Annotated in this window: 30 protein-coding genes and 1 tRNA gene; 9 read left to right on the top strand and 22 right to left on the bottom strand. The window is 47.4% G+C overall.

Features of this window, described 5'->3' with window-relative positions; all coding sequences use genetic code 11:
• Nucleotides 1–8: 8 nt before the first annotated feature.
• The 4 genes from OU814_RS12210 to OU814_RS12225 form a co-directional block, all read right to left on the bottom strand.
• A complete protein-coding gene (locus tag OU814_RS12210) occupies nt 9–971 on the bottom strand; it encodes a hypothetical protein (RefSeq protein ID WP_268183141.1) in 963 nt (320 codons plus the stop codon).
• A 43-nt stretch (nt 972–1,014) separates the two neighbouring features.
• The gene (locus OU814_RS12215; protein WP_198421427.1) at nt 1,015–1,545 is read right to left on the bottom strand and encodes an SH3 domain-containing protein; all 531 of its coding nucleotides are present in this window, start codon (nt 1,543–1,545) and stop codon (nt 1,015–1,017) included.
• A 218-nt stretch (nt 1,546–1,763) separates the two neighbouring features.
• Entirely contained in the window at nt 1,764–3,557 is a 1,794-nt protein-coding gene (locus OU814_RS12220; RefSeq protein ID WP_268183145.1) for a hypothetical protein, read from the bottom strand.
• Nucleotides 3,558–3,631: 74 nt separating this feature from the next.
• Nucleotides 3,632–4,555 (bottom strand): type IV pilin-like G/H family protein, encoded by a 924-nt coding sequence (locus tag OU814_RS12225; protein WP_268183147.1) that lies wholly within the window; start codon nt 4,553–4,555, stop codon nt 3,632–3,634.
• A gap of 318 nt (nt 4,556–4,873) precedes the next feature.
• Here OU814_RS12225 and OU814_RS12230 point away from each other — a divergent pair, with 318 nt between their 5' ends.
• From OU814_RS12230 to OU814_RS12240, 3 genes are all read left to right on the top strand, one after another.
• Nucleotides 4,874–7,621, top strand: a complete 2,748-nt coding sequence (locus OU814_RS12230; protein ID WP_268183149.1) for a CHAT domain-containing tetratricopeptide repeat protein — start codon at nt 4,874–4,876, stop codon at nt 7,619–7,621.
• Between the two features lie 109 nt (nt 7,622–7,730).
• A complete protein-coding gene (locus OU814_RS12235) occupies nt 7,731–9,185 on the top strand; it encodes an alpha/beta fold hydrolase (RefSeq protein ID WP_268183151.1) in 1,455 nt (484 codons plus the stop codon).
• A 160-nt stretch (nt 9,186–9,345) separates the two neighbouring features.
• The gene (locus OU814_RS12240) at nt 9,346–9,804 is read left to right on the top strand and encodes a DUF4174 domain-containing protein (protein WP_051077764.1); all 459 of its coding nucleotides are present in this window, start codon (nt 9,346–9,348) and stop codon (nt 9,802–9,804) included.
• On the opposite strand, the gene OU814_RS12245 is transcribed toward OU814_RS12240, so the two are convergent.
• Together OU814_RS12245 and OU814_RS12250 are read right to left on the bottom strand one after the other, a co-directional pair.
• On the bottom strand, nt 9,777–10,046 hold the full coding sequence (locus OU814_RS12245; RefSeq protein ID WP_144056139.1) for a hypothetical protein: 270 nt from the start codon (nt 10,044–10,046) through the stop codon (nt 9,777–9,779). The two genes, OU814_RS12240 and OU814_RS12245, sit on opposite strands and share 28 nt — an antisense overlap.
• On the bottom strand, nt 10,009–12,888 hold the full coding sequence (locus OU814_RS12250) for a HEAT repeat domain-containing protein (RefSeq protein WP_268183154.1): 2,880 nt from the start codon (nt 12,886–12,888) through the stop codon (nt 10,009–10,011). Before OU814_RS12250 ends, OU814_RS12245 begins: the two co-directional genes overlap by 38 nt.
• 249 nt (nt 12,889–13,137) lie before the next feature.
• Here OU814_RS12250 and OU814_RS12255 point away from each other — a divergent pair.
• Both OU814_RS12255 and OU814_RS12260 read left to right on the top strand, forming a co-directional pair.
• Nucleotides 13,138–13,265: transfer RNA gene (locus tag OU814_RS12255), tRNA-OTHER, on the top strand.
• Nucleotides 13,266–13,338: 73 nt separating this feature from the next.
• Complete coding sequence (locus tag OU814_RS12260) at nt 13,339–15,036, top strand: TROVE domain-containing protein (protein ID WP_268183156.1); 1,698 nt, start codon at nt 13,339–13,341, stop codon at nt 15,034–15,036.
• A gap of 77 nt (nt 15,037–15,113) precedes the next feature.
• On the opposite strand, the gene OU814_RS12265 is transcribed toward OU814_RS12260, so the two are convergent.
• Both OU814_RS12265 and OU814_RS12270 read right to left on the bottom strand, forming a co-directional pair.
• Nucleotides 15,114–15,899: an N-formylglutamate amidohydrolase gene (locus OU814_RS12265; RefSeq protein WP_268183158.1), complete on the bottom strand. Its 786-nt coding sequence runs from the start codon at nt 15,897–15,899 to the stop codon at nt 15,114–15,116.
• Between the two features lie 173 nt (nt 15,900–16,072).
• A complete protein-coding gene (locus OU814_RS12270) occupies nt 16,073–16,969 on the bottom strand; it encodes an ABC transporter substrate-binding protein (RefSeq protein ID WP_268183160.1) in 897 nt (298 codons plus the stop codon).
• An 81-nt stretch (nt 16,970–17,050) separates the two neighbouring features.
• Here OU814_RS12270 and cas1 point away from each other — a divergent pair, with 81 nt between their 5' ends.
• Entirely contained in the window at nt 17,051–17,527 is a 477-nt protein-coding gene (gene cas1 / locus OU814_RS12275) for a CRISPR-associated endonuclease Cas1 (protein WP_268183162.1), read from the top strand.
• Here cas1 and OU814_RS12280 read toward each other — a convergent pair.
• The 4 genes from OU814_RS12280 to OU814_RS12295 form a co-directional block, all read right to left on the bottom strand.
• Entirely contained in the window at nt 17,515–17,772 is a 258-nt protein-coding gene (locus OU814_RS12280) for an HNH endonuclease (RefSeq protein WP_268183164.1), read from the bottom strand. The genes cas1 and OU814_RS12280 overlap by 13 nt on opposite strands.
• 270 nt (nt 17,773–18,042) lie before the next feature.
• Nucleotides 18,043–18,192, bottom strand: coding sequence for a Txe/YoeB family addiction module toxin (locus OU814_RS12285; RefSeq protein WP_268183166.1), 150 nt, complete (start codon nt 18,190–18,192; stop codon nt 18,043–18,045).
• A 109-nt stretch (nt 18,193–18,301) separates the two neighbouring features.
• Entirely contained in the window at nt 18,302–18,538 is a 237-nt protein-coding gene (locus OU814_RS12290) for a type II toxin-antitoxin system Phd/YefM family antitoxin (protein ID WP_268183168.1), read from the bottom strand.
• Nucleotides 18,539–18,620: 82 nt separating this feature from the next.
• Nucleotides 18,621–18,767, bottom strand: coding sequence for a hypothetical protein (locus OU814_RS12295; RefSeq protein WP_268183171.1), 147 nt, complete (start codon nt 18,765–18,767; stop codon nt 18,621–18,623).
• Nucleotides 18,768–18,865: 98 nt separating this feature from the next.
• Here OU814_RS12295 and OU814_RS12300 point away from each other — a divergent pair, with 98 nt between their 5' ends.
• Both OU814_RS12300 and OU814_RS12305 read left to right on the top strand, forming a co-directional pair.
• Nucleotides 18,866–19,090, top strand: a complete 225-nt coding sequence (locus OU814_RS12300; protein WP_017286239.1) for an addiction module protein — start codon at nt 18,866–18,868, stop codon at nt 19,088–19,090.
• Nucleotides 19,087–19,383: a type II toxin-antitoxin system RelE/ParE family toxin gene (locus OU814_RS12305; RefSeq protein ID WP_268183174.1), complete on the top strand. Its 297-nt coding sequence runs from the start codon at nt 19,087–19,089 to the stop codon at nt 19,381–19,383. The genes OU814_RS12300 and OU814_RS12305 overlap by 4 nt, the downstream gene beginning before the upstream one ends.
• 114 nt (nt 19,384–19,497) lie before the next feature.
• Here the strand turns inward: OU814_RS12305 and OU814_RS12310 are convergent, their stop codons facing one another.
• From OU814_RS12310 to OU814_RS12320, 3 genes are read right to left on the bottom strand one after another with little or no spacing between them, the layout of a single operon-like run.
• The gene (locus OU814_RS12310) at nt 19,498–19,938 is read right to left on the bottom strand and encodes a type II toxin-antitoxin system VapC family toxin (protein WP_268183177.1); all 441 of its coding nucleotides are present in this window, start codon (nt 19,936–19,938) and stop codon (nt 19,498–19,500) included.
• The gene (locus OU814_RS12315; protein WP_268183179.1) at nt 19,932–20,195 is read right to left on the bottom strand and encodes a hypothetical protein; all 264 of its coding nucleotides are present in this window, start codon (nt 20,193–20,195) and stop codon (nt 19,932–19,934) included. The genes OU814_RS12310 and OU814_RS12315 overlap by 7 nt, the downstream gene beginning before the upstream one ends.
• The gene (locus OU814_RS12320) at nt 20,189–20,392 is read right to left on the bottom strand and encodes a hypothetical protein (RefSeq protein ID WP_268183182.1); all 204 of its coding nucleotides are present in this window, start codon (nt 20,390–20,392) and stop codon (nt 20,189–20,191) included. Before OU814_RS12320 ends, OU814_RS12315 begins: the two co-directional genes overlap by 7 nt.
• Before the next feature lie 58 nt (nt 20,393–20,450).
• Here OU814_RS12320 and OU814_RS12325 point away from each other — a divergent pair, with 58 nt between their 5' ends.
• Nucleotides 20,451–21,098: a DUF726 domain-containing protein gene (locus OU814_RS12325; RefSeq protein WP_268183184.1), complete on the top strand. Its 648-nt coding sequence runs from the start codon at nt 20,451–20,453 to the stop codon at nt 21,096–21,098.
• A gap of 134 nt (nt 21,099–21,232) precedes the next feature.
• Here the strand turns inward: OU814_RS12325 and OU814_RS12330 are convergent, their stop codons facing one another.
• The 7 genes from OU814_RS12330 to rplE form a co-directional block, all read right to left on the bottom strand.
• Nucleotides 21,233–21,475, bottom strand: coding sequence for a hypothetical protein (locus OU814_RS12330; protein ID WP_268183186.1), 243 nt, complete (start codon nt 21,473–21,475; stop codon nt 21,233–21,235).
• A gap of 94 nt (nt 21,476–21,569) precedes the next feature.
• The gene (gene rplO / locus OU814_RS12335) at nt 21,570–22,013 is read right to left on the bottom strand and encodes a 50S ribosomal protein L15 (protein ID WP_190652369.1); all 444 of its coding nucleotides are present in this window, start codon (nt 22,011–22,013) and stop codon (nt 21,570–21,572) included.
• Nucleotides 22,014–22,022: 9 nt separating this feature from the next.
• Nucleotides 22,023–22,550 (bottom strand): 30S ribosomal protein S5, encoded by a 528-nt coding sequence (gene rpsE, locus OU814_RS12340; protein ID WP_017286245.1) that lies wholly within the window; start codon nt 22,548–22,550, stop codon nt 22,023–22,025.
• A gap of 11 nt (nt 22,551–22,561) precedes the next feature.
• Complete coding sequence (gene rplR / locus OU814_RS12345) at nt 22,562–22,927, bottom strand: 50S ribosomal protein L18 (RefSeq protein ID WP_017286246.1); 366 nt, start codon at nt 22,925–22,927, stop codon at nt 22,562–22,564.
• 3 nt (nt 22,928–22,930) lie between these two features.
• Nucleotides 22,931–23,479 (bottom strand): 50S ribosomal protein L6, encoded by a 549-nt coding sequence (gene rplF, locus OU814_RS12350; RefSeq protein WP_017286247.1) that lies wholly within the window; start codon nt 23,477–23,479, stop codon nt 22,931–22,933.
• A 72-nt stretch (nt 23,480–23,551) separates the two neighbouring features.
• On the bottom strand, nt 23,552–23,953 hold the full coding sequence (gene rpsH / locus OU814_RS12355) for a 30S ribosomal protein S8 (RefSeq protein ID WP_017286248.1): 402 nt from the start codon (nt 23,951–23,953) through the stop codon (nt 23,552–23,554).
• Between the two features lie 25 nt (nt 23,954–23,978).
• Nucleotides 23,979–24,524, bottom strand: coding sequence for a 50S ribosomal protein L5 (gene rplE / locus OU814_RS12360; protein ID WP_017286249.1), 546 nt, complete (start codon nt 24,522–24,524; stop codon nt 23,979–23,981).
• Between the last annotated feature and the right edge of the window lie 4 nt (nt 24,525–24,528).

Consider the following 24,528-nt stretch of genomic DNA (forward strand, 5'->3'; position numbering starts at 1 on the left):
GTTGAGCATTATCGCCATCTTCTCTGGTGGTAGTCATTTGAACGCGAGTAATCCTCTAAACGAATAGTTCGAGTTTCGCCATTCTTCGTTGAAGTAAAACGATAGCGTTTGCCAGGAGTAAAGGTGCTAGATGAACTGAAACGAGAGCAGTCCTTGCAGGTCGTATTAAAGTAAAGCGATTGAGAGGAATCGGATTCATAGGTTCTAATGACTGCATATTCTCCTGGAGCGAGTCGATATTCTCGATGCTCAAATCGGAAGTTGAGCGTTTCTCCAGTGTCGTTGTAAACGCGGCTGACAATTTCAGGGTCATCAGGAGTCAATTCAGATTGCAAAATTCGCCCATCTTGGCATTGTCGAGCACGACGATCGCGAATATCAGCACAGACATCGAGTGAGACGGATCGATTGGCGCACACTTTGTCTCGAACCCAGGTTGCCGTCCGTTCTTCTGTGCGTACATTCGTTGTAATGTCGGAAGTAAAAGTTCCCGTTTCTAGAACCTTGTCCCGTTGCTGAATTGTGTACTCAAAGGTATTACTGCCTTCGAGTACTCCAAATTTCCGCATCTGATGTCGATTTGAGAAGGTCATTTTGGCAACTTCAGAAGTCGGGCGACGTTCGTCGTATTCACGATTAGTGTAGGGATGGGGGTTAGTCGAAACGCCTGAAGTCACATTTTTGATCAAGACGCGAGTATGAGGGGCAGGCGGAGTCTTTGCAGAGATAAAGGTGCCTGTAAGGTCTGGGAAGAATGGCCCTGCAGCACATTCTCCTGTGTACTTCACACCATTGAGCGTAATCTGATTGGGTGTGGTTTGTCCGTTAAACAGCCAACCTGTCGCGACGGGTTGAGCGATCGCAAAACTACCCGTTAAGATCATTCCTGTTGTTAAACAAGCAATGACAGCAGGATGCAGGCGAAATGAGTGGAAAAGTTGCTGAATGCGGGATAGATTGAGCCGTTTCATAAAGGTTCAAGAACAATGTCAAAGTTACGAAGGATGCTGAGGGTTACTCGATTCTGATGAACAAGTCACCTCGAACCCATCCAGAGACTTGATTGGGGAAAGTTACGCGGTACCAGAAGTAATTGCCTTCTCTAGTCATGCTTCTGTCATCGATTTCGATCACATCTCCGCCAATACCATAGTGTGCAATGCTTGATGAAATGCTAGGAGCCGATCGAACATTGATCCGGTTTTCTCGATCGCCCCGTAGCACTGCATGTCTCCAGTTACTTGGTGTGAAGCGAATCAGATCACTCCGCACCCAACCTTCTTCAGTCCCTTCGATTTCTGAGCGGACATAGTACCATTTCCAGCCATCCTTACCTTGGACAATGTTGAGGACTTCAACTGTGCCATTGGGTGCAAGAAGTTCTCGCACTGGAGCATTGAGAGATGCACCCGATCGAACATTAGCATGTGTCGTAACGATTCCAGGACGCGCCATTGCAGGCAGGGAAGTCATCAGAAGTGTGCCAAAACTGATCAGACCGAGAAGTTTTGAAACAGAAGAGAGTTTTGCGACGGGTTTCATCATTGAATTCAGAAGCTTGATGAGGGTTGATTCAGTGCTAAGTGGTATGTAAATCACCCTGAAATTAGATACAACTACAGCAGCAATTTCGGATTCTCGGAATTTTTTCTCAGTAGAGAGGTGAAGTGTAGTTGGAAGATACTTGCTCTCGTTTGCGTCCTGCCCTAAATTGATTCCGGGGCAGGTGAGCAACGAAGCGAGAGAACTCGCCGAACTGATGTTTAATTTTTTTGTGCCTGCTGCTTTTGAATTGCAAGCTCTGAGATGACAGCAACTCTCGCGAGATCCGCAGAAATCTCTTCTGCGGCTTGACGTGCTTTCACAGACTGTCCTGACCGAGCAAACCCATAAGCAATGCTAGTCAAAAGACGATCGCGCTGAGGAGGCAAATCCCAAAGACTGCTCTTTTTTAGGAATAATGCTACTTCTAGCGATCGATCAAGTTGTCCAAGTTTGACCTGTTGAGCGGCGATCGCTAACAGAAGAGGATGTCGATTTCTATCCTCTTTCAGTTTAAGAGAGAGTTGTAGGGCTGGCTCAACTTGTTTCAGCTCCACAAATTGCATCGCAGTCTCAACTAAAATTTGTGTCTGTGCATCTGATTGTCCGTCTAGTCTAGCAATCAAATTGAGGGCACGATCGCGTTGTCCAATTGCGACTAGCTCAGGTGCAGATTCAGGAGTCAACGCGGGGATCAATTTCTCAAACAAGGCATCTGCTTGAGCCGTGAGTCCAATTTTTTGCAAACGCTCAACGATCGCGAGTTTCGTTCTCGTTTTCATGGTGGCATCCGAAACAGAGCTTGCGACTTGCAGAGCCTTGTCGAGTTGTCTCGTGTGAGCTAGTTGAGCCGCAATTTCTTTACGAGCAATATCTTGCCGAGCAGGAGCACCTGCGAGTAACTGTGTCACTTGCAAAGCTGCTTCAAATTGTCGATTTTTAGCCAGTTTAAGGGCAATTTTTTGCAAGTTCTCCTGCCCCATTTCGACTAACAATTGTGGATAGATGGACATTCGAGTGTCATCTTTGATCCTGGAGAGTGTCGAGAGTTCAGTTGTGATCGATAAAGCGAGTGGGATTTCTCCTAAATCAATCAGTTTCTCGGCAAGCTCATGCCAAGTCATTAATCGCTCGACTGGATCGCCTGAAACATTCGGTGCTTGGGGCATTCGTTTAGCACTATTCCAAGTTTGTTGAAGTTGCCCAACCGTTCTCAGGTTGCTCAGAATCCCCAAGTAAGCCCAAGCTTGATAATACTGGGCTGAATCTCCTGATGCTGAGTTACAGCCCCATATCGTTTCAGCAACTTGTAATGCCTGATCTAACTCTGAAACTAAGCTCAAGCTTTTGGCAATGTCTGAGAAAACTGCAAACTTCTCATTTCCACAACTGCCATTCGATTCATAGGCATAGTCTTCTGTGTCGCCTTTTACTGATCGCACAGCTTCACTCAATAGTTCTCTAGCTTGTTGAGTTTTGCCTTGGTGTGCGATCGCGACTGCAATTTTGTTGAGCGCTTGCCCTTTCCGCAGTTTTAAAGAAATCTTAGTTCTGACAAACTGGAGGGCACGCTCAACCTGCCCGGCTTCTGCAAGTTGAGCGCTGATGATGGCTAAATCTTCCTGTTGTCGCTCTTTGCCATATTCATCTGTGGCTCGCTCTGAAGCGTGAGCAAGTGCAAGTTGAATCACACGTTCAATCAACTGCTGGGATCTTGAAGTTTGGTTGGCTTCGCGAAGCTTACGAGCAATGGTGAGCAAAGCTTGACTCCGCTCTGTAAGCGGTTGTATCGTTTCTGCGATCTGAAGTGCTCTCTCAAATAGCGCTTCAGCAGGTTGAGGATTTGGACTTGCAGCGACTTGAGTTCCAAGCGCTGCTAATGATTCAGATAGAGCCTGTGAGGAGAGATCAGGATTAACCTGAACTGCGAGAGTGCCTTGAGCAGGCTGACTAAATCTAAACAGCAAAAGTAGGGCAAGTGGAAAATGGATGGCTGATTTTGAGAAAGCTAACATCGTTATCACTTTTAGTGTGTAAATTTAAGTCTGACATCAATGATCTTCTAATCTTTAATCAAATCGCAGAGAACTCAAAACCGCACAGCTTCCGAGCCAGAACCGCATTCAATCGCCGGAAAGGCTCTGTTAATATGATGAATGACAGGCGTCACAGGTGCGATCGTAGAAGGGCGAAACGATTGGCAAAGATTTGCAATCGCAAGGGTTTGTGTTGTCTTGTCTTCCCGAAAAGGTTGAGTAATTGTAATTCCAATGTAACTTCTCAAGCCTGCTTTTTTCGGACGAGCAATAAGAGTTAATCGGTCATTTTTCACAGTCATCTCAAAGCGATAGTTCTGTGTAGCAGTATGACCTAACCCAAGTTGGGTCAACGTTATTGGAAACTGACCTGTTTCAAGTCGATAGATTGAGGCAGACCGAACTAAAGTAGTCATGACAAACTTTCCTTCACCCTCTTTGGATTGTTCTGCTTGGATCAATTGAGTGGCAACGGCTCCTTCACCTTGAAACGCAGCAACCATATGGTCTGAAACTCTGCTCAAATTCAACTCATCTAAAAACTCTTTTGGACGATCGCCGTTTAGACGAGTACCAGAGAGTTGAATTTTCAAATTTTGCGGCGTTGTAAATTGTGCGATCGTCGGCACAATCGTATTCGCCCCCATTGGCTTAAAGTCTAGGTCTAGGAATATTGGTTTCGGTTGTGGATTCAAGCTGTAATCAAATGTGAATCCTTGCAAGCCCTCTGAAGGAGCAGTGAGAATGATTGCCTTCCCCTTAGGTGTGAAGCGAAGCGTCACCGGAGTCGCTTCGCCAGCTCTTCCCAATATTCCTGTGCTGTCAATCCCCTCCCAGCGTCCGATGATTTGTTGACTATTCAAAGATTGTTCACGAGTTTCGGCACTCCTACCTTTTATCCCTCCAAATACCGAGATTGCTGTACAAACGCTCATGATGAGAAGCATTGCAATCGGTTTGTTCCTTTGATGCGGCATAGTAAAGGCTCTCCAAATAAAAATTGCGATGTAATTGATTCAATGTGTTTGCAGGCGGCTCCTTTTGTACGATCGTGTTTCTTGAATTTGAGCCAGTTGTCTACTCGCTTGCTGAAATCTATGCAGTTTTTTAGAGTCCCATCTTTGCCAGGATATGCAACTGTAAGCGGAATATATTGAGTACACAGTTGATGTTCTGAAACAGACAGAAGCATTTTGGCAAATTTACGGAATTCCGCAAATTTAGCGAGAAGAATGAAAAATAAAAAACCGCAAATAGATTCTCTTTTAAGATGGACTCCGGACGATCAAGGACTCATGATGCAACGCTCTCTCAAACTTCTCGCGATCGCGCTTCTCTGTATCGGCACAAATCCATCATTCGCGCTGACTCAAACGATTGCTCAAGTACAACCGAGTCAGCGCAAATTAGCAGCCGATCGCTTAGCAAAACAAGGACATCAGCAGTACAAATCTGAGCAGCATGAAGCTGCGATCGCCTCTTGGGAAGCAGCACTCAAAATTTATCGAGAAATTGGCGATCGACAAAATGAAGCAGAGCTTTTGAATGATCAAGGACGCTCTTATACACTGCTATCTCGTTATGCAGAAGGAATTCGTGCCTTTGATCAAGCACTCTCGATTTTTCAACAACTCAATCGGCGCAAGGATGCCGCAGTCGTTCTCATGAATCGAGGAAGTGCCTACTCTCTTATCTCTCGTCATGAAGATTCGCTGCGATCGTTTGATGAAGCACTACCCATTGCTCGTGAAACGAACGATCGCGATCTTGAAGCAAAAATCCTGCTGAATCGCAGTATCACTTATGCTTACCTTTCTCGCAATGACGAGGCGATCGCAGGTTTCGGTGCTGCCTTCGCAGTTTTCCAAGCGCTCAAGGACTGGGATAATGCAGCTTCAGCGTTGATGAATCGAGGAATTGTCTATCGTTTTCTCTCTCGTTACGATGACGCGATCGCAGCTTTCAATCAAGCCTTACCGATCTTTCGAGAACTTAAAAATCGTCGTGCTGAAGCTTCAGCATTATCTAGCTTGGGAGATACGTACCGTTTTCTCTCCCGATTTGAGGAAGCTTTAACCGTCTTCGATCAAGCTTTACCGATCTTGATCGCCATCAAAGACCGAAAAGGAGAAGCAGGGGTCTTGATGAATCGGGGAGTGGTCTATGATTTGCTCGATCGCAATGATGAAGCGATCGCAGCTTATACGGAAGCTTTGTCGATTTTTCGATCAATTCAAAATCCTCAAGGTGAAGCAGAAGCACTGAGTAACTTAGGAATTATTTATGGTGCAATGTCTCGGCACGCTGCTTCAATTCAGGCACATACAGAAGCTCTCAAAATCTATCGAGCGATCAGAAGTCCTGATGGAGAAGCGCTAGCATTGATGAATCGTGGAATTTCCTATGTTGCAGTCTCACGCTATGAGGATGCAATTCGAGCTTACACAGAAGCTTTACCCCTTTACCGAGCACTCAAAAACCGCAACGGGGAAGCGCAAGTTTTATTAAATCAAGGCAATGCTTATCAAGCTGTGCAACGCTACGAAGATGCGATTCGCTCATACAATGAAGCATTGCCGATTTATCGATCGGTCAAAGATCGATCTGGGGAAGCACGAGCCTTATATAATCTAGGCGCTCTTTACCTCAACATTCGTCAGTTTGCTTCAGCAGAAAAATCCCTGAAAAGCGCGATCGCAGTGTTTGAATCGATTCGATTGGATCGACTGTCTGAAGCAAACAAAATCTCATTCTTTGAAACTCAAGCTGTGAGCTATCGCATCTTACAAGAGGTGATGATTGCCCAGAAGAAATTTGAAGCAGCACTAACAATCTCAGAATGGGGACGAACGAAAGCGTTAGTCGAACGGTTAAGCCAACAGTTACAGCCGACTGCTTCACCCCCTTCAGAAGCACCGAGTGTGGATCAACTTCGACGAATTGCGCGATCGCAAAATGCCACCCTGGTTGAATATTCGCTCAATGAACGTAAGCAAGAACTTTACATTTGGGTCATTCAGCCGACGGGCACAATCGACTTTCGACAGGTGAAGCTTACAGATGTTTTACCGCAACAATGCGCTTCTATCACACAATTGATTGGGAATAGTCGGCAATCGATCGGGGTTCGGAGTGCCCAATCGGATTGGTTAATTGTAGAAGAAACAACCCAGAAAAATCCTTGTGCTCAGTCTGATCAAGACGCAAATTTTAGAACCCTTCACCAATTGCTGATTGAACCGATCGCATCTCTACTCCCGACTGATCCAAACCAACACATTGTTTTTATTCCGGATGGAACTCTCTTCCTCGTTCCTTTCCCTGCTCTCAAAGCTGCAAACGGTCAATTCTTGATTGAGCAGCATCCCATTCGGACTGCTTCTTCAATTCAATTGCTAGATAAAACTCGTGTGCTGAACTCTCGCTCTCAAGGCAATGGTACTTTAATCGTTGGCAATCCATTGATGCCGATCGATCCAAATTCTGCACAAGCAAAACGACTCTCGAATTTACCAAATGCAGAGCAAGAAGCTATTGCAATTGCGTCTTTATTTAACACCCAAGCACTGACTGGTCAGCAAGGAACTAAAAAAACAATTCTTCAGAAAATCTCTGATGCCAAAGTCATTCATTTCGCAACTCATGGATCATTCTCCGATCGCAATGGTTTCAAAAGTTGGCTAGCCTTTGCCCCCTCTGAAAATGATAGTGGCATCTTAACTGCTGAAGAAGTCTCACACCTAAAGCTAAATGCTGATTTAGTCGTCTTAAGCGCATGTGATACTGGTCGGGGGCGCGTGACAGGAGATGGTGTGGTGGGATTATCTCGATCGTTTATTGCCGCAGGAGTTCCGAGCGTAATTGTCTCTCTCTGGGCTGTGCCTGATGCTCCGACTGCTGAACTTATGCAGGCATTCTATCAACAGCTCAACCGCAATCCTGACAAAGCACAAGCTCTGCGTCAAGCGATGTTAGCTACGCTCAAGACGCATCCCAATCCCAAAAACTGGGCAGCCTTCACTCTCATTGGAGAAGCATGGTGAAATACCTGAATCATGAATCGCTAACTTCGAGATATTGGCTAGATTTTCAAATCCTGAAGATTGTTTTGCGTTACACCAGTAGGTGGTGTTTGAATGTTGGCTGAAGCCTGTGAAATTAAACTATAAACGCTTAGCACTCCTGGTACTCGCGATTCTGCTGATTGTTTCGTCCTGGTTGGGAATCGCATTCGCCCGATCCGGGCTGGACGTGCGATCGTTCCAAAAAGAAGGAGTTCCTCTGCTATATCTCGCTCCTCAAGGGGCAAAGACAATTCCAGGAGTCCTTGTGGCACACGGGTTTGCAGGTTCTAAACAGTTGATGCTCGGCTATGGGCACGTCTTGGCTCATGCGGGTTATGCGGTCATGCTCTGGGATTTTGACGGGCATGGCGCAAATGGAACGCGCTTAGAGCGGTATGAGCTACAGCAGAATCTGGAGAGGGCGTTGCAAGCTCTCCTGGAACAACCCCAGGTTGACCCAGGTCGTCTGGCACTGCTAGGGCACTCGATGGGCAGCGGGATTGTGATGAATGCTGGGATTCGCGATCGAGAACGCTTTGCTGCAACGGTTGCAGTTTCTCCAACGGGAGCGAATGTCACTCCCCAATCTCCGCGAAATCTGCAACTACAGGCAGGGAGTGGAGAGGGGCGATTTGTGGGGAATGCCGAACGATTGCTAGCACGGTCTGGGGGAGAAAACACGAATCTGGCAACAGGGCAGGGGCGGGAATTAGTTGTGATTCCGGGTGTGGAACATATCACCATCTTGTTTAGTGATGGGAGTCATCAGTCAGCCCTCCGTTGGCTGGATGCAGCATTTGGCAGAACCAATGATAGCCAGTATCGCGATCGCCGCATGGCATGGTACGGACTACACCTGTTAGGTTGGTTAATTGGATTCGCCGCAATCTCACCTCTCCTAACTCACCCTCCATTCATCCCCACAAAAATAGCTCCTATCCGACGATGGACAGGCTTAATCGCTGCACCACTGGCGGCAACGGCAGGGTTAGTACTGCTGAGTCAGCGGTTTGACCTCCAGAACTTGGGTGGCGTTCAAGTTGGTGGAGCGGTTGGGGTCTGGTTTTTGATTGCCGGGTTAACCTGGCTGGGAATACTGGCGCGTCTACCTCGCCCTACCCTGCGTGCCGTTGGGCTGGGAATTATGCTATTTGTCATTCTCTGGATTGCCTTTGGTGCAATGGCGCAGGTGGTTTGGCTTCAATGGTGGCTGATCCCAATTCGGCTAAGAGTGTGGTTGCCCGTGGCGATCGCCTGTTTCCCCTGGTTTCTGGCCGCGGGAATCGTGCAAGAAAATATTGGGGTCGGCAAACGCTTTCTCTGGTGGCTGGGGCAGAGCGTCGTTTTGATTGGCGGCTTCGTGTTGACGCTCAATTTCCTACCTCAATTGGGATTTATGTTTTTGCTGTTGCCACTATTTCCACTACTGATGGGGATCTTATCTCTGATTGCTGGTCTGTTCAACCAAGCATGGGTCTACGCGATCGGCTCTGCTTTATTCTTCGGTTGGTTATTGGCAGCGGGTTTTCCTCTTTCTGCCTGACCTGTATACTTTCAAATTCTCCCTTGAGAGCCAGTCTCTTTTGCAACGATTTGGTTACAGTGAGTAAAGTTATTCTCGTACTCCAATGCAGTCTTTAACTGGGCTTGTCGTTCTTTTGTCCCTGCTACAGAGCTGTGCTTCCGCCCAGCCTTTCATTGTTATGAGTGATTTGCCAAACCCTTCTCATGCTCAGTCACTAAAGACAGCCAATGTTGCAGCAAACCCCGATCGTTCCCAAAGAATTGAATTTAAGCTGAGCGACTATCAATGGCAAAACCGCATCTTGCTGGTCTTTGCCCCCTCAACCGATTCATCTCAGTATCGCCAACAAATGCAGGTATGGCAGGCGGATGAAGCAGGGACAGGCAATCGCGATCTGAAACTGGTGCAAATTTTGGGAACTGGAGAGAGCCAAGTTGATGGGCGATCGCTCAATTCAGCATCGGTGGAAAAACTAAGACAACAGTTTGGGATTACCTCTGAGGAGTTTGCAGTGATTCTGGTGGGTAAGGATGGTACGGAGAAGCAACGGAGCCAAGCTCCACTTGATTTAGCAGCGTTGTTTCGCACGATCGATGCGATGCCCATGCGTCAGCAAGAAATGCGTTCTCGACAATAGCCATTGGCAGGAATGCTGTTGCGATGTCTGATCAGTCTTCTGCCCGTCCCTAGGATGTTGTCCTTTACAATGTCAGTGGCTTTGTCGGCTTCCATCAATGATCCCTGCGACAATACTAACCCTTTGTTTTCCTGTTCAATGCGTTGTTCTAAGATGGCTTCAATTTCGCTATCTGCCGGAAAAGATTGAGTCGTCGTCATATCCTCAAGCTCCCTTCCGCCAGGCATTTGAGAATTCGGCATAAGACATCTGCTGAGCGCAGTATGACAATAATTTGTGGCACTCATGCAGTTGTACTGTAGATTGCTTGAAAGATTGATTGAAAATTGAAAGATCTATGTCTGTAAACAACAAGCTTAATTGATAGACGACATGGCTTAACTGGTTTTCCAACATGACTTCTTTCAAATCTTCGACAACTCGTTTATGGTGAGTTGGAATCTTCTCGTTCAAAAGAATTTGCAACAAGCAGTCGATCGCTCCAGGATGTCCAGGTTGGAGCGTTGCCAGTCGATAGGCAATTCGCCGTTGATTCGCCCAGTCTTTTGCTGTTAATAATCGTTGTTCTAATGTACTAATGAGGTGTTTTAGATCTTGCTGATTGGTTGTTTTATTTTGATGTTTTTGACTTGTTTTCTCAGACCTTCTCATTGGCTGAAGTACAGCATTTGCAACACTGTTTTTTGGGTCAAGGATGATTAAGTTCTCTGCGGTTCGCAGTCGCAATGTGGCATTTTCGGTTGAGTGAATGATCTGCTTCAGGGTAGCGATCGCTTTCTCATGACCAGGATTGATTTTTCCCAGACTATAAGCGGCTCTCCGGCGAATATTGTCCTCCTGGGTTGATTCCAGAATCTCCTCCAGAGCAGTAAGCACAATCGGATGACTTGGCTCGATTCTGCCCAGGCTTTCAATGACCTGTAATTTCAGAGCTTCACTCTGTAGGGTGTCAATGAGTTGAAACAGGGCAGCGATCGCCATTGAATTACCTGGATCAAGCGTTTTACCCAGGGTGTAAGCTGCCTGCCAACGAGCAAAGGGATTTTCGGCAATCTGGACAAACTCCTCTAGAACCGAAGTTGCAAGCTGGCGATCGGTTCGCAGCAACGCGATTCTGGCTCCTTCACAGAGGGAAGCAGGAAATACCCCAAATCGCCATTGGAGAAGTTGAGCCAGGATTTTTGAGGCATGACCAGATTGGGGAAACTCTGCCAACCCTGCCGCCGCCAAGCAGTAAGCTCGATGGGAATAAAAACCGCCACAGCGATCGTCAAAATTCATGAGGGCTGTGATCAACGCCTCTTTCTCAGCAACAGCAATATCCGTTCTCCCCAACCAGAGTAGAATCACCTCTCGCCAGGACGCATGAAAAACTGGAAAATCGTGAGCCGGATCAAAGAAAAACTGCCAATCTGAAATGGCTTGTGCGGCGAAATATTCCTGGAATGTGGTGTGGTAAAAGGCGTAAATCTTCTCGCCTGTGGTCACTGAAATTCCAACCTGGTTAAGCCAACCCAGTTGTAATGCCAGAGTCATTAAGTCTAATGACCCTGCAAATGCAATTTGAGCGAAGGAATGGGACAGTCGAAAGCGCGTTTCCCTTTGCAACAGTGCCCGCAGCGCAACCTGCCCTAATGCTTCATTGAGTTGCTGCCGCTGGGCGATCGTAGTGGGAAAGCGATCCTGCTTCCATTCATAGAGTGTTTCGACAAATTGCCGATAGAGCAGGGATTTTGTTTGCGGTAATGCTCCTTGAGCTAGTGACCAGGAGCGGCAAAGCAAGGCTAATCGGAGAGGATTTTTGACCGCATCCCTGACTCGCTTTCGCTGAGGGTTGTTCAATTCTTGTTGCAGGCGATCGCCCAACTCCAGATGATCCTGAAACCAGCGATCGATGAACTGACCCACCTGATCCCCATCAGTTCCACGTCCATAACTAAAACTGCGGTTGCAGTAAACTGTAAACCCATCGAGGGCATTTTTACCACTGTCCCAAACATTCGAGCGGCAGGTCAGCATGATACGAGCATTGGCAATCCATCCTCGCAGATGACAGGCAAGGCTCGACAGTGCGGTTGCCCCATCCATCGCCATCTCATCGATCGCATCCAGCAGTAGCCACACCCGCCCCTGCTCAAACTGTTGGACAAACGCTTCTTGAAGCTCTAGAGGAACACTGATCTTCCCGGTTGCTTGCTTCAGCCAGTCCTGTAAGAGGTAGTTCTCCAATGTCGCTCCCTGCAAATCTGCCAGGGAAATCCAGATAGGCAGTACCCCCTGCTCTAGCAGCCAGACGGCGATTTTTTGAAGTAGCGTCGTTTTACCTGCACCCGGTTCACCTACGATCGCGATTCGTTGTTTTTCGAGCGATCGCAGACGGTCAAAAAATTCCTCTAAAGAGAGGGTGTCTTCTGGCTCGTCTCCGTCCTCAACAGGTGAACCGACTGATGAGCGATCGGCTTCGCGATGCCGCTGCTTGCGTTCGATCAAGCCCAGAGGAAGATAGAGTTCATCCAGGTTGAAGGTTATGCCATCGCCGACCGTCAATGGATTAATCGTCAACCGTTCGTATTGCTGTAATTCCAGACTGTTACGGCAAAGTTGCCACCAGGAATCTTGCCTATCCGCTCCCGAAGCTTCTGGTTCTACAGGTTCCTTGCCTGTCACCTGCTTCGATTTCTGGGGGCGGCGTTTTTCCCATTCCTGCTCGAATTGACGCAGATTGGCTGGGCGATCGCTCCGCTTGTGCCAGAGGTTAAGGGTGAAGTGCCAAACTTCAGATCCACCCCTGTTGGGGCGATTGTCGTCTAGGATCTCTAGAAAATCCTCAAATCGCCGCAATGCCTCCTTGATCTGTTCGCCATTCAGCGGAGATTTCGCCAGGTTAGTCAAAGCCTCTAAGAACCGAACCTTTGTTCGCACCACTAACCGTTGTTCAGTCTGCCAGTGGGTCTGAATCTGCGATCGCAGCCCATCCAAAGCCACCTCATCACAGTCCAACTCGTCGTTTGCGTAGTCGAGCAGGGTTGTGAACAGGTGGAGCGATCGCTTTTTGGCTTCAGGTCCGTAACTGGGGCGTGCCATTGTTAGGAGAATCGGAATTTGGAGACAACTTGAGAATATCTCACGGTTCTAACTCACATTTTCCCCCAGAAGCCAGGGGAATTCCTTCGGTTCCACCATTCCCCTAACTTCAAGTCTGTTTTGGAGGAAGCCTTTCAGCCGTTTTTATGCCAATTCGCCTAGGGGAAGATGAACTGCCTATTCTGGATTCATCAAAGGGAAAGGAAACGAGAGAACGCTTCTCACCTCCTACCCTCGACTTTCAACCCTGTGGCGGCTAGCTCAATCGTAGAGCGCCAACGATTGCCCGAAAGGGACGCAGATTGAGGGTTATCGCTTTGGACGACTTCCCCCTTAATCGCCGGAGATGCGGGTGCAACCCCCGCGCCGCTACACCAAACACTGGCAGGTAGTTTAACAGTAGAACGCCTAAAACATCCTTATTCACATCTTGCCCGAAAGGGACGACGAATGAGGGTTATCGCCTTCCAAGCGGGTGATATGGGTGCAACTCCCATCCTGCCAATTTCCAAATGTTGCCCTGACGGGCTGAAGGAGATTGTGATGACTTACAAGTTTTTTGTCCAGAACAAGACGCAAACACCGCAAAGCCAGCCGATTCCTGGTCGGGAAGCAGACATGATTCAGGGACGTTCCGATGGTTGGATGTTCAAAGCCGACCTCTGGAATGTGCTGCGTCGCTGCCTGTTGATTGGAACGGCTCAAGGGGCTTATTACGCAGGCAAGCAGGAGTTGACGGGTGAATTTGTCGAAGTCTTGAAACAGGCGATCGCTCTCAACCCCGATCGCGTTGCCTCAGAGATCCTGTACGCCAGCGATGGACGGGCAATCAATAACAGTGCGCCTCTGTTGGCACTGGTGTTGCTATCAATGGGTGAGACAGTTGAAGCAAAGCACGCTTTTCAATCGATCTTTCCCCAGGTGGTAAGAACGGGAAGCCACTTCTACGAATGGTTGAGCTACACCAAAGCAATGCGCGGGTTTGGAAAGATTGTCCGAGAAGCGGGTAAGTCCTGGTTATCAAACCCTGATGCGAAAGGGTTGGCATATCAACTGCTGAAATATCAGCAGCGCCAAGGCTTTTCTCACCGGGATGCGCTGCGGCTGTTTCACGTTAAACCGCCCACGGAAGACCACAACCAGCTATTTCAGTGGGTCATTCAAGGTTGGGAGAACTTACCGCAAGAAATTCCCTCGGATGCTCTGGCGCAAATCTGGTGGTACGAGTGGCTGAAACGCAATCCGGAGAGAACTCATGAAGCGATCGCCAAGGGTCGGTTAACGCATGAAATGGCAGCCCCCGTGGGCAAAATGGACAAGCGGGCATGGCAACTCCTGTTCAACGATATGCCGATCGGCGCAATGCTACGAAATCTGGGATCTTTAACCGAACTAGATGTGTTGACGGCTGACAACCGCGACAATCTGAAACGAGTGGCGAAAGTCCTCAACAGTGCGGAACATTTGCGAAAAGGACGTATTCACCCGATCGATGTCTTGAAAGCCCTCAAAACCTATCAATCCGGTGGGCAGTTGGGACGCAGCCAGAAAACATGGCAACCTGTTCCCCGCATTGTGGATATTCTGGAGCAAGCTCTGGAACTCTCCTTTGAGGTGATGCAGCCAACGGGCAAGGTGTTTCTACATGCGATCGATGTTTCTGGTTCCATGTCTTACTACAGCGTGAGTTCGATCGGACTGACCTGCTGTGAGATTGCAACCACGATGGCACTGGCAACAGCAAAAGCTGAACCGCACTATGTCATTCGCGGATTTGCCACCGATTTCCGTGACCTGAAAATTACAGCACGGGATTCGTTTCGCGATGCGATCGCCAAAGCGAGCAACCAGAATTTTGGTGGGACGGATGCGGCAGTCGCGTATGAGTGGGCAATCAAACACAAGTTCAAGGCAGACGTGTTCTGCTTCTGGACGGACTGTGAAAGCTGGGCAGGACGCAAGCATCCGAGCCAGGCATTAGCCGAGTATCGCCGTAAGGTAAATCCTGGGGCAAAAGCTGTTTACGTCACCCTGGCTCCCTACAATATCTCGCTGATTGATCCACAGGATTCAATGTCGTGGGATATTGCCGGGTTTGATCCAGGAACACCTCGATTAATTCAAATGATTGCAGCAGGAGAGCTTTGACTTGCTTAAAGTTGGGAGTATTTTTTCAATTGAAAGTACTCCCAATTTATGGTTCAAAATGATGAGAAATAGGGAAGCTAGGCAGATGCTAGATTTTTAGTAATCTGCTCGAAAATTGACTCAAACTTATGCTTCGCGTTATCAAACTCTAGCACCTGCCAATCCGGGACAGAATCGCAATCCAGTTGTTTCGCATTCAGGTAAACCGGGTAGCGAACTTCAATTTGTAACGCTTCAACTTGCGGCATCTGACCGTAATGCCGTGTGATATGTCCACCACTAAACGCCTTATTGCGAACAACCTGATACCTCTGTGAGCAAAAAGCAGTGTCAACGACAGAAATGAAGTGTTCAGAACAGGTTGCCCCATTTCCGTTCCCCAAACAGACTTCATCCTCAATTAATCCAAGGAAACTGTGTAAATCCAGCAAATATACCTTGCCAAATTGCTCAATCTGTTCGTTCAGCAAAGTTTGAAGCTGTTGGTGATAGGGGCGATAGTATTGCTCCACTCGCTGTTCAACCTCTTCTCTTGAAGGCGGAGTTCGATAAATTGCGGTGTTGAACGCAGTCTTTTCAGCAACGACCGATTGCCAAAAGCTACCAAAGAGCGGTTCGCGGAGCGATCGATTGAGGTCAACGACGTAACGGCTATAGACAGCTTGCAGGACAGTAATGCCTAAACGGGGCAGAAAATCATAGAGTTTATCGAGATGCCAATCTTGATTGGGTAAATAGTGCTGGTAAGAAGCTTCTAAAGTGTTAGTAATCTCCTTCGGTATGAGCAATCCACTGTGAGGCAGACTGGCGATAACCGGAATGGTGTGAGCAGTAGGTAAGTGCAGGAGGAAAGGGTCTGGCATTGGTGGCTTAGTCAGTAGATAAATTGCTCGATCCTTAAATATGGGAAAACAGAGATCGCCACTTTTGTCTTTGAAAAACTCGCCGCTCTGGATTCAAGCCATCTTTGATGGGAGACCAGAGCATTCCTCCGTCATTTGCCACTATCAAGGTTGGAAGCACGCCTCGATGCCGCTTAAAGGGCGAGTGAGTTAGTCCAATAGGCGGTGGCAGATAAGCGATCGCTAATCTGTCCGGTGTTGTGCATCCAGGTCTGTAGTTGGTCGTAGTAGTCAGTGGTCATTGCAAAGTCGTAAGTGAAACAGGGAACGGTTGCCTGATAGATGGCTTGCCCGATCGCATCGTCAGCATAGGCTCCAGTGTGCTGGTTATAGATTGCCTGTGCAGCTTCGGGTTGCTGATGAATGAAGTCAATCCCGCGTCGGAATACCTTCAGGAAAGCCTGAAGTTCTTGCCGTCGCTGTTGCAGTAACTCTGGAGTCGTGATGAAAATGAGTTGACAGAAATCTGGAATGCCCCAATCCTTGAGGGCAAAAAACTGAGCATCGTAGCCCCGAAGCCGAGCTTCAATGACTTCAAAATTGTAGAAAACTAGCGTTGCACAGTCTGCTTTGTTTTCAACGAGTGCGTTCGTGTGGAAAAAGCCATTATCGACGGAGGTAATCGCATCATCGGTAAACTGACCGCCATCCGCCTCGATCATCGTTTGAGCGATCGCCTTTCCTAAAGCCGAGGGTGCGCCGGGGTATTGCAGTCGCTTACCCAGCATATCTTTAGGGCGCTCAATTCCTTGTCCTGCGAAGTACATGACCCCACCATTGGTATGTAAAAACCGTGCCCAACCAATGACCGGATGACCATTACTGCGGTCTTCAACCAGATGTACTGGCTCCGTAATGGCAATATCGAGCGTTCCGTCCTGGATTTGGGCGATCGCATCAATGTGTTCAGATGGTTCAACCAGTTCCAAATCGATATTCACATCTGCAAACCATCCCTGCTTCAGTCCCACCAGCAGAGGCACATGATCTGGATTCAAAAACCATTCCAATCCCAAGCGTAACTTAGCCATTATCCGCCAACTTAAATTTATAAGATCGCAATTGTATTTCTAAAGCTTACCGTCTTCCAAACCCCTGATATCGTAGAACCTGTGACCGAGCCATCAACTCGTCATCCATCCAGCAGCAAGTTAACGGGCGATGTGTTGATGTATGCCCTAGAACTCGGGATGCCTGTGCATTATCTGTCTGGATTTGGCAAACACTTGGGATCGGCGTTGCCTGCTTATTCGCGCAATGGGCAACTTCGATTAGCGCAGTATCGACGGTATGAGGATCAGGCGCAGAAGTTGGAATTGATGAAAGAGATCGTCACGACTAAAATCTACAATCAAGCGACGATTTTCTATCGGCATGGAGTGAAAGAGCATCCGTTAAAGCAGCGAAAAGCGAGTGTGGCTGCTCAAAAGACGATCGATCAAGTGAGGGGGATAGAAGGGTTGGCAGCGCGGGAGTATTTTGGTTATTGGTCGCAGATGTTGAAAGGGAATTGGCAGTTTTCAGGTCGAAATCGTCGTCCGCCGACTGATCCGGTGAATGCGTTGCTGAGTTTTGCTTATGGATTGTGATTAAAAATCGGCACAACTTCCTGAGTTTCGGCATCAATCCCAGCCACAAAGTTATATCGCCGCTCATTGCAACGCCGACAAGCCAAAGCTAAATTGCGGAGATCATCCGAACCGTTTAACGATCTCGGAATCACATGATCAACTGTAAAACGATTTGCACTCAAGCGTTCTGGTGAATGGCAATACTCACACAAAAAATTTGCTCTCTCTCGAACAGCCTGCCGAACATCATTACTGATTGACATTCTGAGCCGCCATCATTGCATTGATATGAGTGAAAATTCGATCAAGTTCTGCGGACACGCTTCACGTGAGCCGAAGGCAACGCGTCCAATTCACCAATTTCCTCCACTGCTAGTTGGTCAGATTTCTGCTTCTCTAGCAATTCTTTCATCCGAAGCTGTAAAGCGTCGCTAAATTTGAACAAATTCCATTCCCCCTTTTTCTCAAGTCGGATCTCGTGCAGAAACGAGGATAGCTTAATAGAAAATAAGTCCGTATGCGCGTCATCTGAGTTATTCATAATGCGTCCACATCCGCAAAATTTTCACCGTATTCTCAGGCTCGATGACTTCATATACTAATCGATGCTGAATATTGATTCGTCGTGAATATGCACCTTCCAAATCTCCAATTAGCTTCTCGTAAGGGGTGGATTTTGCCACGGGTTTTCCTGCAAGATCTCAAGTAATTCTTGTGCTTTTTCTCGTAAGTTCCTAGAAGCAAGTTTTCTAGCGTCTTTCTGTGCCTGTTTCGTGTACACCAGTTTCCAGTTCACCACTCTAACTCCCGATCGCACTCTTCGATCGGGGTTGCTAATCCTTCTCGGATCGACTCTCGCATTCCTGGAACAGAGAGCAGATAGAGAGTCTCCTGCACCGATGCCCAATCTGCTTCAGAGAGCAACACAGCATTGTTGTTTTGCCCTGCGATTGCGATCGGTTGATGGGACTTGCTGACGGTATCAATCAAATCTTGCAACTGCTGTCGAGCATCATCGACTGGAATCATAAGCTATTCTCTCGATCTGCCACAATGATATCTAATCCATCTTAAGTGCAGGTATTCGATTTCTTCGTCCGGTTGCTCGGATTCAGATTCTTGTCGGATTCAGATTCTTGTCGGATTCAGATTCTTCTGGTACGCGATCGCCTTCCTGTGAAAGAATCCGCTCAATTTCTTGAAATTCTTCTACAGGAATGTGAATCACATTGCCTTCGGCACAGCGAAAAGCGATCATGTCTACCAAAAAATATTGAATTAGACAAATATCTAATCGATAGATCGATCTATCGATTAGATATCGCTTATCTTGGGAGTAGATATCGAGGCAATGGCATGGACATCAACAATACTTTGAATCAGATTAATGAGTTGAGTATTGACGATCGTATTCGCCTGGTTCAAGCAATTTGGGATGGAATTGCAGCGGAGCAGGGTTTTCCTGAATTAACACTGGAACAGGAGCAGGAACTCGATCGTAGAAGTGCGGCTTATGATGCAAATCCAGATGATGTCATGACTTGGGAAGAGGTCAAAGCCTCGATTAAGAAAAAGTCATGAGTTTTGTTTTAATTGTTCGACCAGAAGCGCGGCAAGAATTGGACGAAGCTTATCAGTGGTATGAGGCACAACAAGAGGATCTTGGAGATGATTTTCTAGATTGTGTGGATGAGAGGCTGAATCAGATTTGTCAGATGCCAGAGTTGTATGAAGTGGTTCGCAGAGATATCCGACGGGCTGTTGTACGGCGATTTCCTTATGTAATCTATTATCGCGTTGTTGTCGATCGCGTGATTGTATTAGCGATTATTCACGGTCGGGCAAATCCGAAGAAATGGCGATCGAGAAATTAAGCTGAGGTCGAAGCATTCTGTGGAAGAAGCGATCGTATTAGCCCGAAGCTATCGCGCATCAGATTACCCTGAACTTGAGCCATTTTCCCTGCTTGGTTACACTGTTCCTAAACGTCAATCAGGAAGCTGAACGAGTTGTGCAACTTCTTCTCCCAATCTGACAAAGTGCTTAACATTAAATGTTAAAAGCATATCTACATTTGCTTTGAGAGCAGCATAGGCAATGAGAGTATCGTAAATTCCACCACCTGAGATATTCATCTGAACTACTTTTCTGAGTACTGCTTGATAATCCTCAGCCGTTAAACTGATTCTAGTAAACTGAGTCAAATCTTCTGATAAAAGGCGTTCGGCGTTTGCCGGACTAATTCGATAAGGTGGTGGCAGTCGTGTCAGAATAGAATAAGATTCTGCAAAGCTATGGGTTGAGATGAAACCTTCAATCGTTCGATCGATTTGTACTTGTGCTAACCAGGGTCTAGCGCGATCGTGCATTTCGTGAGCTTCAGACAGAGCAGCGACAATAATATTTGTGTCGAACAAAACTTTTACCATCCACCAAGTTCCCGAATCCGTTCTTCGCGCATATCGTCCACGATCGAAGCAGGAATCTTCGTGCCCTGAGATTTGATGACCAAAATCCCGTTCACGTATTCCAGTTCTGCTTCCGGTTGATCGGACTCATCTTGTGAAATGGGTTGCGGAACATTGCTAAGAAGTTGCTCAATCTGTCGAAATTGCTCAAGCGGAATTTGAACTGCGATCGCTTCTCCTTGCTCGTTGTAAACGTATTGCTTATCGACATCTAGCATTTCTGCAGCCTCCAGACGATCGTGTGTTGATCATATCTCGCGATCGGATAAACTGCCCAGAAGTACGATCGCTCAATTAGGTGGAGAGATGCGCTCGTGTCAGCCCGAAGTGATCGCATCAGATAAACAGAGCTACAGCTAAAAGCATCAATTCTATAAGAGCCTGAATTCGTTGTCGCCTTGGTGGTAGTAGCCATAGCAGATTGGGATAAATGTGAATCAAGCAAAGTAATCATTAATCTGGAGGATAGGCTAGTGAATAATGCTCAGCTTAGATTAATCGCAAGACCAACATATAGTAGGAAAGCAATTGTCTTCATACATGGGGGATGGTGTCAAGATTGGGGGAAAGACAAAGAGGATCTTAAAGATCTAACCAATTCCTTGAGAAGGGCAGGGTGGGAAGATTCGATTTATCAATTGTGGTGGGATTCATCGGAAAACCCTTGGTCTAATTTCTACAAGATCGGAAAGATTATGGATCGAGCTAAACACGTTGGCAGCAATTCCTTCTGTAGCTTAGTGTCGTCAGGAATTACTGAACAAGAAGTTTCAATTCTTGCTTACTCGTTTGGCGCACGTGTTGCTTACTATGCTCTTGAATCATGGGCAGGACAGCATAAATTAGCGGATGTAATTTTGTTAGGTGGTGCAATCAAAAGGGATAAAAGTAAGAATTGGGGATACGCTGCTTCAAAGTTGAATGGGCATCTTTTTAATATCTATAACAAAAGTGATTCAAGGCTTAAAATATTTCATCAATGCCAAGGTGGAATAAGCCCTTGTGGGCGAAAACCAATAAAGGAGAAACATTCTAAAATTGAGAATATTGATGCATCTGATATCGGGAGCCATCATAGTTTAAGAAGATACCTGGATTACTTACCTAGCTTTGCAAGTTGAAATGAGAAAAAGTTAAAAAGACCTGCACTGTTTTGTGCAGGTCTTTTTAATTGATTAATTGACTTAATTTAGAACTTAGTGAGTAGCAATACTCACAAAAAAATGCTCTCTCTCGAACAGCCTGCCGAACATTATTACTGACTGACATTCTGAGCCGCCATCATCGCATTGATATGGGTGAAAATTCGATCGAGTTCTGCGATCGCTTCCAATTCCCCAATCTCTTCAAGTGCCAGTTGATCCGCTTTCTTCTTCTCTAACAACTCTTCCATCCGAAGCTGTAGCGAATCGCTAAACTTAAACAAATTCCATTCACCAACTTTTTCGATTTGGATTTGATGTAGAAGCGAGGATGGTTTGTTAAGAACTGCGCTCATTGCAACCTCTTAATGCTTTATCGCTATTCTATCCGGTCGCTCAACAAAAAAGACCCGCACCGAATAGTGCAGGTCTTTCAACAAACTTCAGAACTTATACGACTTCGCAAGTTCCGCCAGCGGCTTCGATTTTCGACTTAGCGCCTTCAGTAAACGCTGCTGCTTTCACAGTCAGCTTCACCGACAAGTCACCATCGCCCAAAATCTTCAGCGGGCCGTCATCCTGAGTCACAATCCCCGCATCCATCAGCGAAGACAATGTAACTTCAGTTCCAGCAGCCAATTCAGCCAAATCACCAACATTGATCACCGTAAAGTGCTTACGATTGATCACCGTAAAGTACTTCAACTTCGGCAAGCGGCGATACAAAGGAGTTTGACCCCCTTCAAACCCCGGACGAGTCGGACGACCCGATCGAGATTTTTGACCCCGCATTCCAAAACCACCGCTCGCACCTTGACCCGCAGAAATTCCACGGCAAATGCGACGCTTGCGCTTGGTTGAGCCTTTTTGAGGCACAGCATCTTCTAATCTCATCAATGCCTCCTAAACGCCGTAAAGTTTTTCAACCGGAATGTCACGCTCTTGTGCAACATCCGACAGCGTACGTAGCCCACTCAAAGCAGACACAGCCGCACGCGCATTGTTCAGAGGATTGCCCGAACCGAGTTGCTTAGCCAGGATATTTTTCACACCCGCAAGCTCAAGCACAGTCCGAACTGCGCCCCCAGCAATTACCCCAGTCCCTGGAGCTGCCGGACGCATCATGACCTTCGCACCACCGCCAGAAGCAGTAGAAGGATGAGGAATCGAGTTCGCCTTAGTCAAAGGAACTTCGATCAGATGTTTTTTACCATCTGCTACGCCCTTCTTCACCGCGCCGATTACGTCACTTGCCTTGCCGACACCAACGCCGACTTGACCTTTTTCGTTGCCGACAACCACGATCGCTCTAAAGCTGAGTTTTTTACCACCCTTTACTACTTTAGTCACACGACGGATTTGGACAACGCGCTCCTGGAAATCAGATTCCTTTTCACGGGATTTCTTTTCTTTGCCTTTCGCCTTAGCCATATGTTTTGCTCCTAGAAGTTAAGACCAGCTTCACGGGCAGCATCCGCTAAGGTCTGGACGCGACCATGATACAAATTACCACCGCGATCGAACACAACTTGCTCGATGCCTTTTGCTTTCGCACGTTGGGCAATCAACTTGCCCACTTCAGATGCGGCCGCACAGTTTGCGCCCGATTCGATCTTGCCTTTCACTTCTGGATCAACAGTTGATGCAGAAGCAATGGTCGCTTGAGCGACATCATCGATTAACTGAGCATAAATATGCTGGTTCGATCGATAAACGGCTAACCGAGGACGCTCTGGAGTGCCAGAAACCCGGCGACGAATTCGCTGGTGGCGCTGGCGTGTAGATTCTCGACGACTTACTTTGCTCATGGTTTATTTCTTCCCTTTACCGCCAGTCTTACCAACCTTGCGACGAACCTTCTCGCCTGCATAGCGAATCCCTTTACCTTTGTAAGGCTCAGGCGGACGGACTGCCCGAATCTTCGCGGCTGTGTTTCCAACGATCTCTTTATCGATGCCCGTAACCGTAACGTTGACGTTGTTTTCAACCTGGAATTGAATCCCGTCCGGCGGTTCGATTAGCACAGGGTGGCTATAACCCATGTTCATGTTCAAGTTTTTGCCTTGAACCGCAGCCCGATAACCGACCCCTTGAATTTCGAGGCGGCGGCTAAAGCCTGTCGAAACTCCTTCAACCATGTTCGCAACAAGTGTACGGCACAATCCATGCCGCTCTCTTGCCATCCGAGAATCATTCACGCGATCGACGTTTACCGTATCGCCTTCAGTTCTGATGGTGACTCCCGCAGGCAGAACTCTTGTGAGTTCACCTTTGGGTCCCTTTACCACGACTTCTTGACCGTTGATCGTGATCGTCACCTTAGCGGGAAGCGTAATAGGACGTTTTCCAATCCGAGACATAGCTAATTTCCTCTATCGTACAGATGCGTTAAATTCACATCTCTAACGTTGGGCAACCCAATCGACCAACAATTACCAGACGTAGCAAAGGACTTCTCCGCCAACTCCCGTTTTCCGGGCATCGCGATCAGTCATAATGCCGCTTGAGGTGGACACGATCGCAATTCCGATCCCGCCTAAAACGCGAGGAAGGTCTTTACGGTTCGAGTACACGCGCAAACCGGGGCGGCTCACCCGCTTCAGCGCGGTGATGATCGGTTTGCGGTTCTTGCCTTTGTATTTCAAGCCAAGAACTAGGTTCTTTTTCGGAGCTTCGCCGACTTCTTCCACTGAAGAAATAAAGCCTTCAGAGACCAGTACCTCAGCGATACTGCGAGTCATACGAGTCGATGGAACTTCGGTGGTTTGGTGACGCGCTAAGCTTGCATTCCGAATGCGCGTCAGCATATCTGAAATAGTGTCATTCGCTGCCATAGTTGCCTCTGTGATTTGACTGCATTTACTGATCGCGGAAGGGCATACCCATTTCTTTCAGCAGGGCGCGTCCCTCTTCGTCGGTGTTTGCAGTCGTGATGATTGAAATGTCCATCCCCCGAATTTGATCGACACTGTCGTATTCGATTTCGGGGAAGATCAATTGCTCTCTCAGACCGAGGGTATAGTTTCCTCGTCCGTCAAAACTTTTCGGGCTAATACCGCGAAAGTCCCGAATCCGAGGCAGCGCGAGGTTCATCAAACGGTCCAAAAAGTTATACATGCGGTCAGCTCTGAGCGTCACCATCACCCCAACTGGCATTCCTTGACGAATTTTGAAACCTGCGATCGCTTTTTTAGCGCGAGTTACAACAGGTTTTTGACCAGTGATGATTGCGAGTTCGTTGACAGATGCTTCAAGCGCTTTCGCATTCTGTGACGCTTCGCCCAGACCCCGGTTCACGGTGATCTTGACGACTTTGGGAACTTGGTGAACGTTGGTGTAACCAAACTGCTCTCTGAGTTTGGGAACGACTTTTTCTTCGTACGAGGTTTTCAGTCTGTTGGACATTGTT

The organism is Leptolyngbya sp. GGD (assembly GCF_026735145.1).
Taxonomy (GTDB): Bacteria; Cyanobacteriota; Cyanobacteriia; order Leptolyngbyales; family Leptolyngbyaceae; genus Leptolyngbya; species Leptolyngbya boryana.

Coding starts and splice junctions, on each gene's coding strand:
- OU814_RS12210 (WP_268183141.1), bottom strand. CDS start 971: ATGAAACGGCTCAATCTATCCCGCATTCAGCAACTTTTCCACTCATTT.
- OU814_RS12215 (WP_198421427.1), bottom strand. CDS start 1,545: ATGATGAAACCCGTCGCAAAACTCTCTTCTGTTTCAAAACTTCTCGGT.
- OU814_RS12220 (WP_268183145.1), bottom strand. CDS start 3,557: ATGTTAGCTTTCTCAAAATCAGCCATCCATTTTCCACTTGCCCTACTT.
- OU814_RS12225 (WP_268183147.1), bottom strand. CDS start 4,555: ATGCCGCATCAAAGGAACAAACCGATTGCAATGCTTCTCATCATGAGC.
- OU814_RS12230 (WP_268183149.1), top strand. CDS start 4,874: ATGATGCAACGCTCTCTCAAACTTCTCGCGATCGCGCTTCTCTGTATC.
- OU814_RS12240 (WP_051077764.1), top strand. CDS start 9,346: ATGAGTGATTTGCCAAACCCTTCTCATGCTCAGTCACTAAAGACAGCC.
- OU814_RS12245 (WP_144056139.1), bottom strand. CDS start 10,046: ATGCCGAATTCTCAAATGCCTGGCGGAAGGGAGCTTGAGGATATGACG.
- OU814_RS12250 (WP_268183154.1), bottom strand. CDS start 12,888: ATGGCACGCCCCAGTTACGGACCTGAAGCCAAAAAGCGATCGCTCCAC.
- OU814_RS12260 (WP_268183156.1), top strand. CDS start 13,339: ATGAGGGTTATCGCCTTCCAAGCGGGTGATATGGGTGCAACTCCCATC.
- OU814_RS12265 (WP_268183158.1), bottom strand. CDS start 15,899: ATGCCAGACCCTTTCCTCCTGCACTTACCTACTGCTCACACCATTCCG.
- OU814_RS12270 (WP_268183160.1), bottom strand. CDS start 16,969: ATGGCTAAGTTACGCTTGGGATTGGAATGGTTTTTGAATCCAGATCAT.
- OU814_RS12280 (WP_268183164.1), bottom strand. CDS start 17,772: ATGTCAATCAGTAATGATGTTCGGCAGGCTGTTCGAGAGAGAGCAAAT.
- OU814_RS12290 (WP_268183168.1), bottom strand. CDS start 18,538: ATGATTCCAGTCGATGATGCTCGACAGCAGTTGCAAGATTTGATTGAT.
- OU814_RS12295 (WP_268183171.1), bottom strand. CDS start 18,767: ATGATCGCTTTTCGCTGTGCCGAAGGCAATGTGATTCACATTCCTGTA.
- OU814_RS12300 (WP_017286239.1), top strand. CDS start 18,866: ATGGACATCAACAATACTTTGAATCAGATTAATGAGTTGAGTATTGAC.
- OU814_RS12305 (WP_268183174.1), top strand. CDS start 19,087: ATGAGTTTTGTTTTAATTGTTCGACCAGAAGCGCGGCAAGAATTGGAC.
- OU814_RS12310 (WP_268183177.1), bottom strand. CDS start 19,938: ATGGTAAAAGTTTTGTTCGACACAAATATTATTGTCGCTGCTCTGTCT.
- OU814_RS12315 (WP_268183179.1), bottom strand. CDS start 20,195: ATGCTAGATGTCGATAAGCAATACGTTTACAACGAGCAAGGAGAAGCG.
- OU814_RS12320 (WP_268183182.1), bottom strand. CDS start 20,392: ATGGCTACTACCACCAAGGCGACAACGAATTCAGGCTCTTATAGAATT.
- OU814_RS12330 (WP_268183186.1), bottom strand. CDS start 21,475: ATGAGCGCAGTTCTTAACAAACCATCCTCGCTTCTACATCAAATCCAA.
- rplO (WP_190652369.1), bottom strand. CDS start 22,013: ATGAGATTAGAAGATGCTGTGCCTCAAAAAGGCTCAACCAAGCGCAAG.
- rpsE (WP_017286245.1), bottom strand. CDS start 22,550: ATGGCTAAGGCGAAAGGCAAAGAAAAGAAATCCCGTGAAAAGGAATCT.
- rplR (WP_017286246.1), bottom strand. CDS start 22,927: ATGAGCAAAGTAAGTCGTCGAGAATCTACACGCCAGCGCCACCAGCGA.
- rplF (WP_017286247.1), bottom strand. CDS start 23,479: ATGTCTCGGATTGGAAAACGTCCTATTACGCTTCCCGCTAAGGTGACG.
- rpsH (WP_017286248.1), bottom strand. CDS start 23,953: ATGGCAGCGAATGACACTATTTCAGATATGCTGACGCGCATTCGGAAT.
- rplE (WP_017286249.1), bottom strand. CDS start 24,524: ATGTCCAACAGACTGAAAACCTCGTACGAAGAAAAAGTCGTTCCCAAA.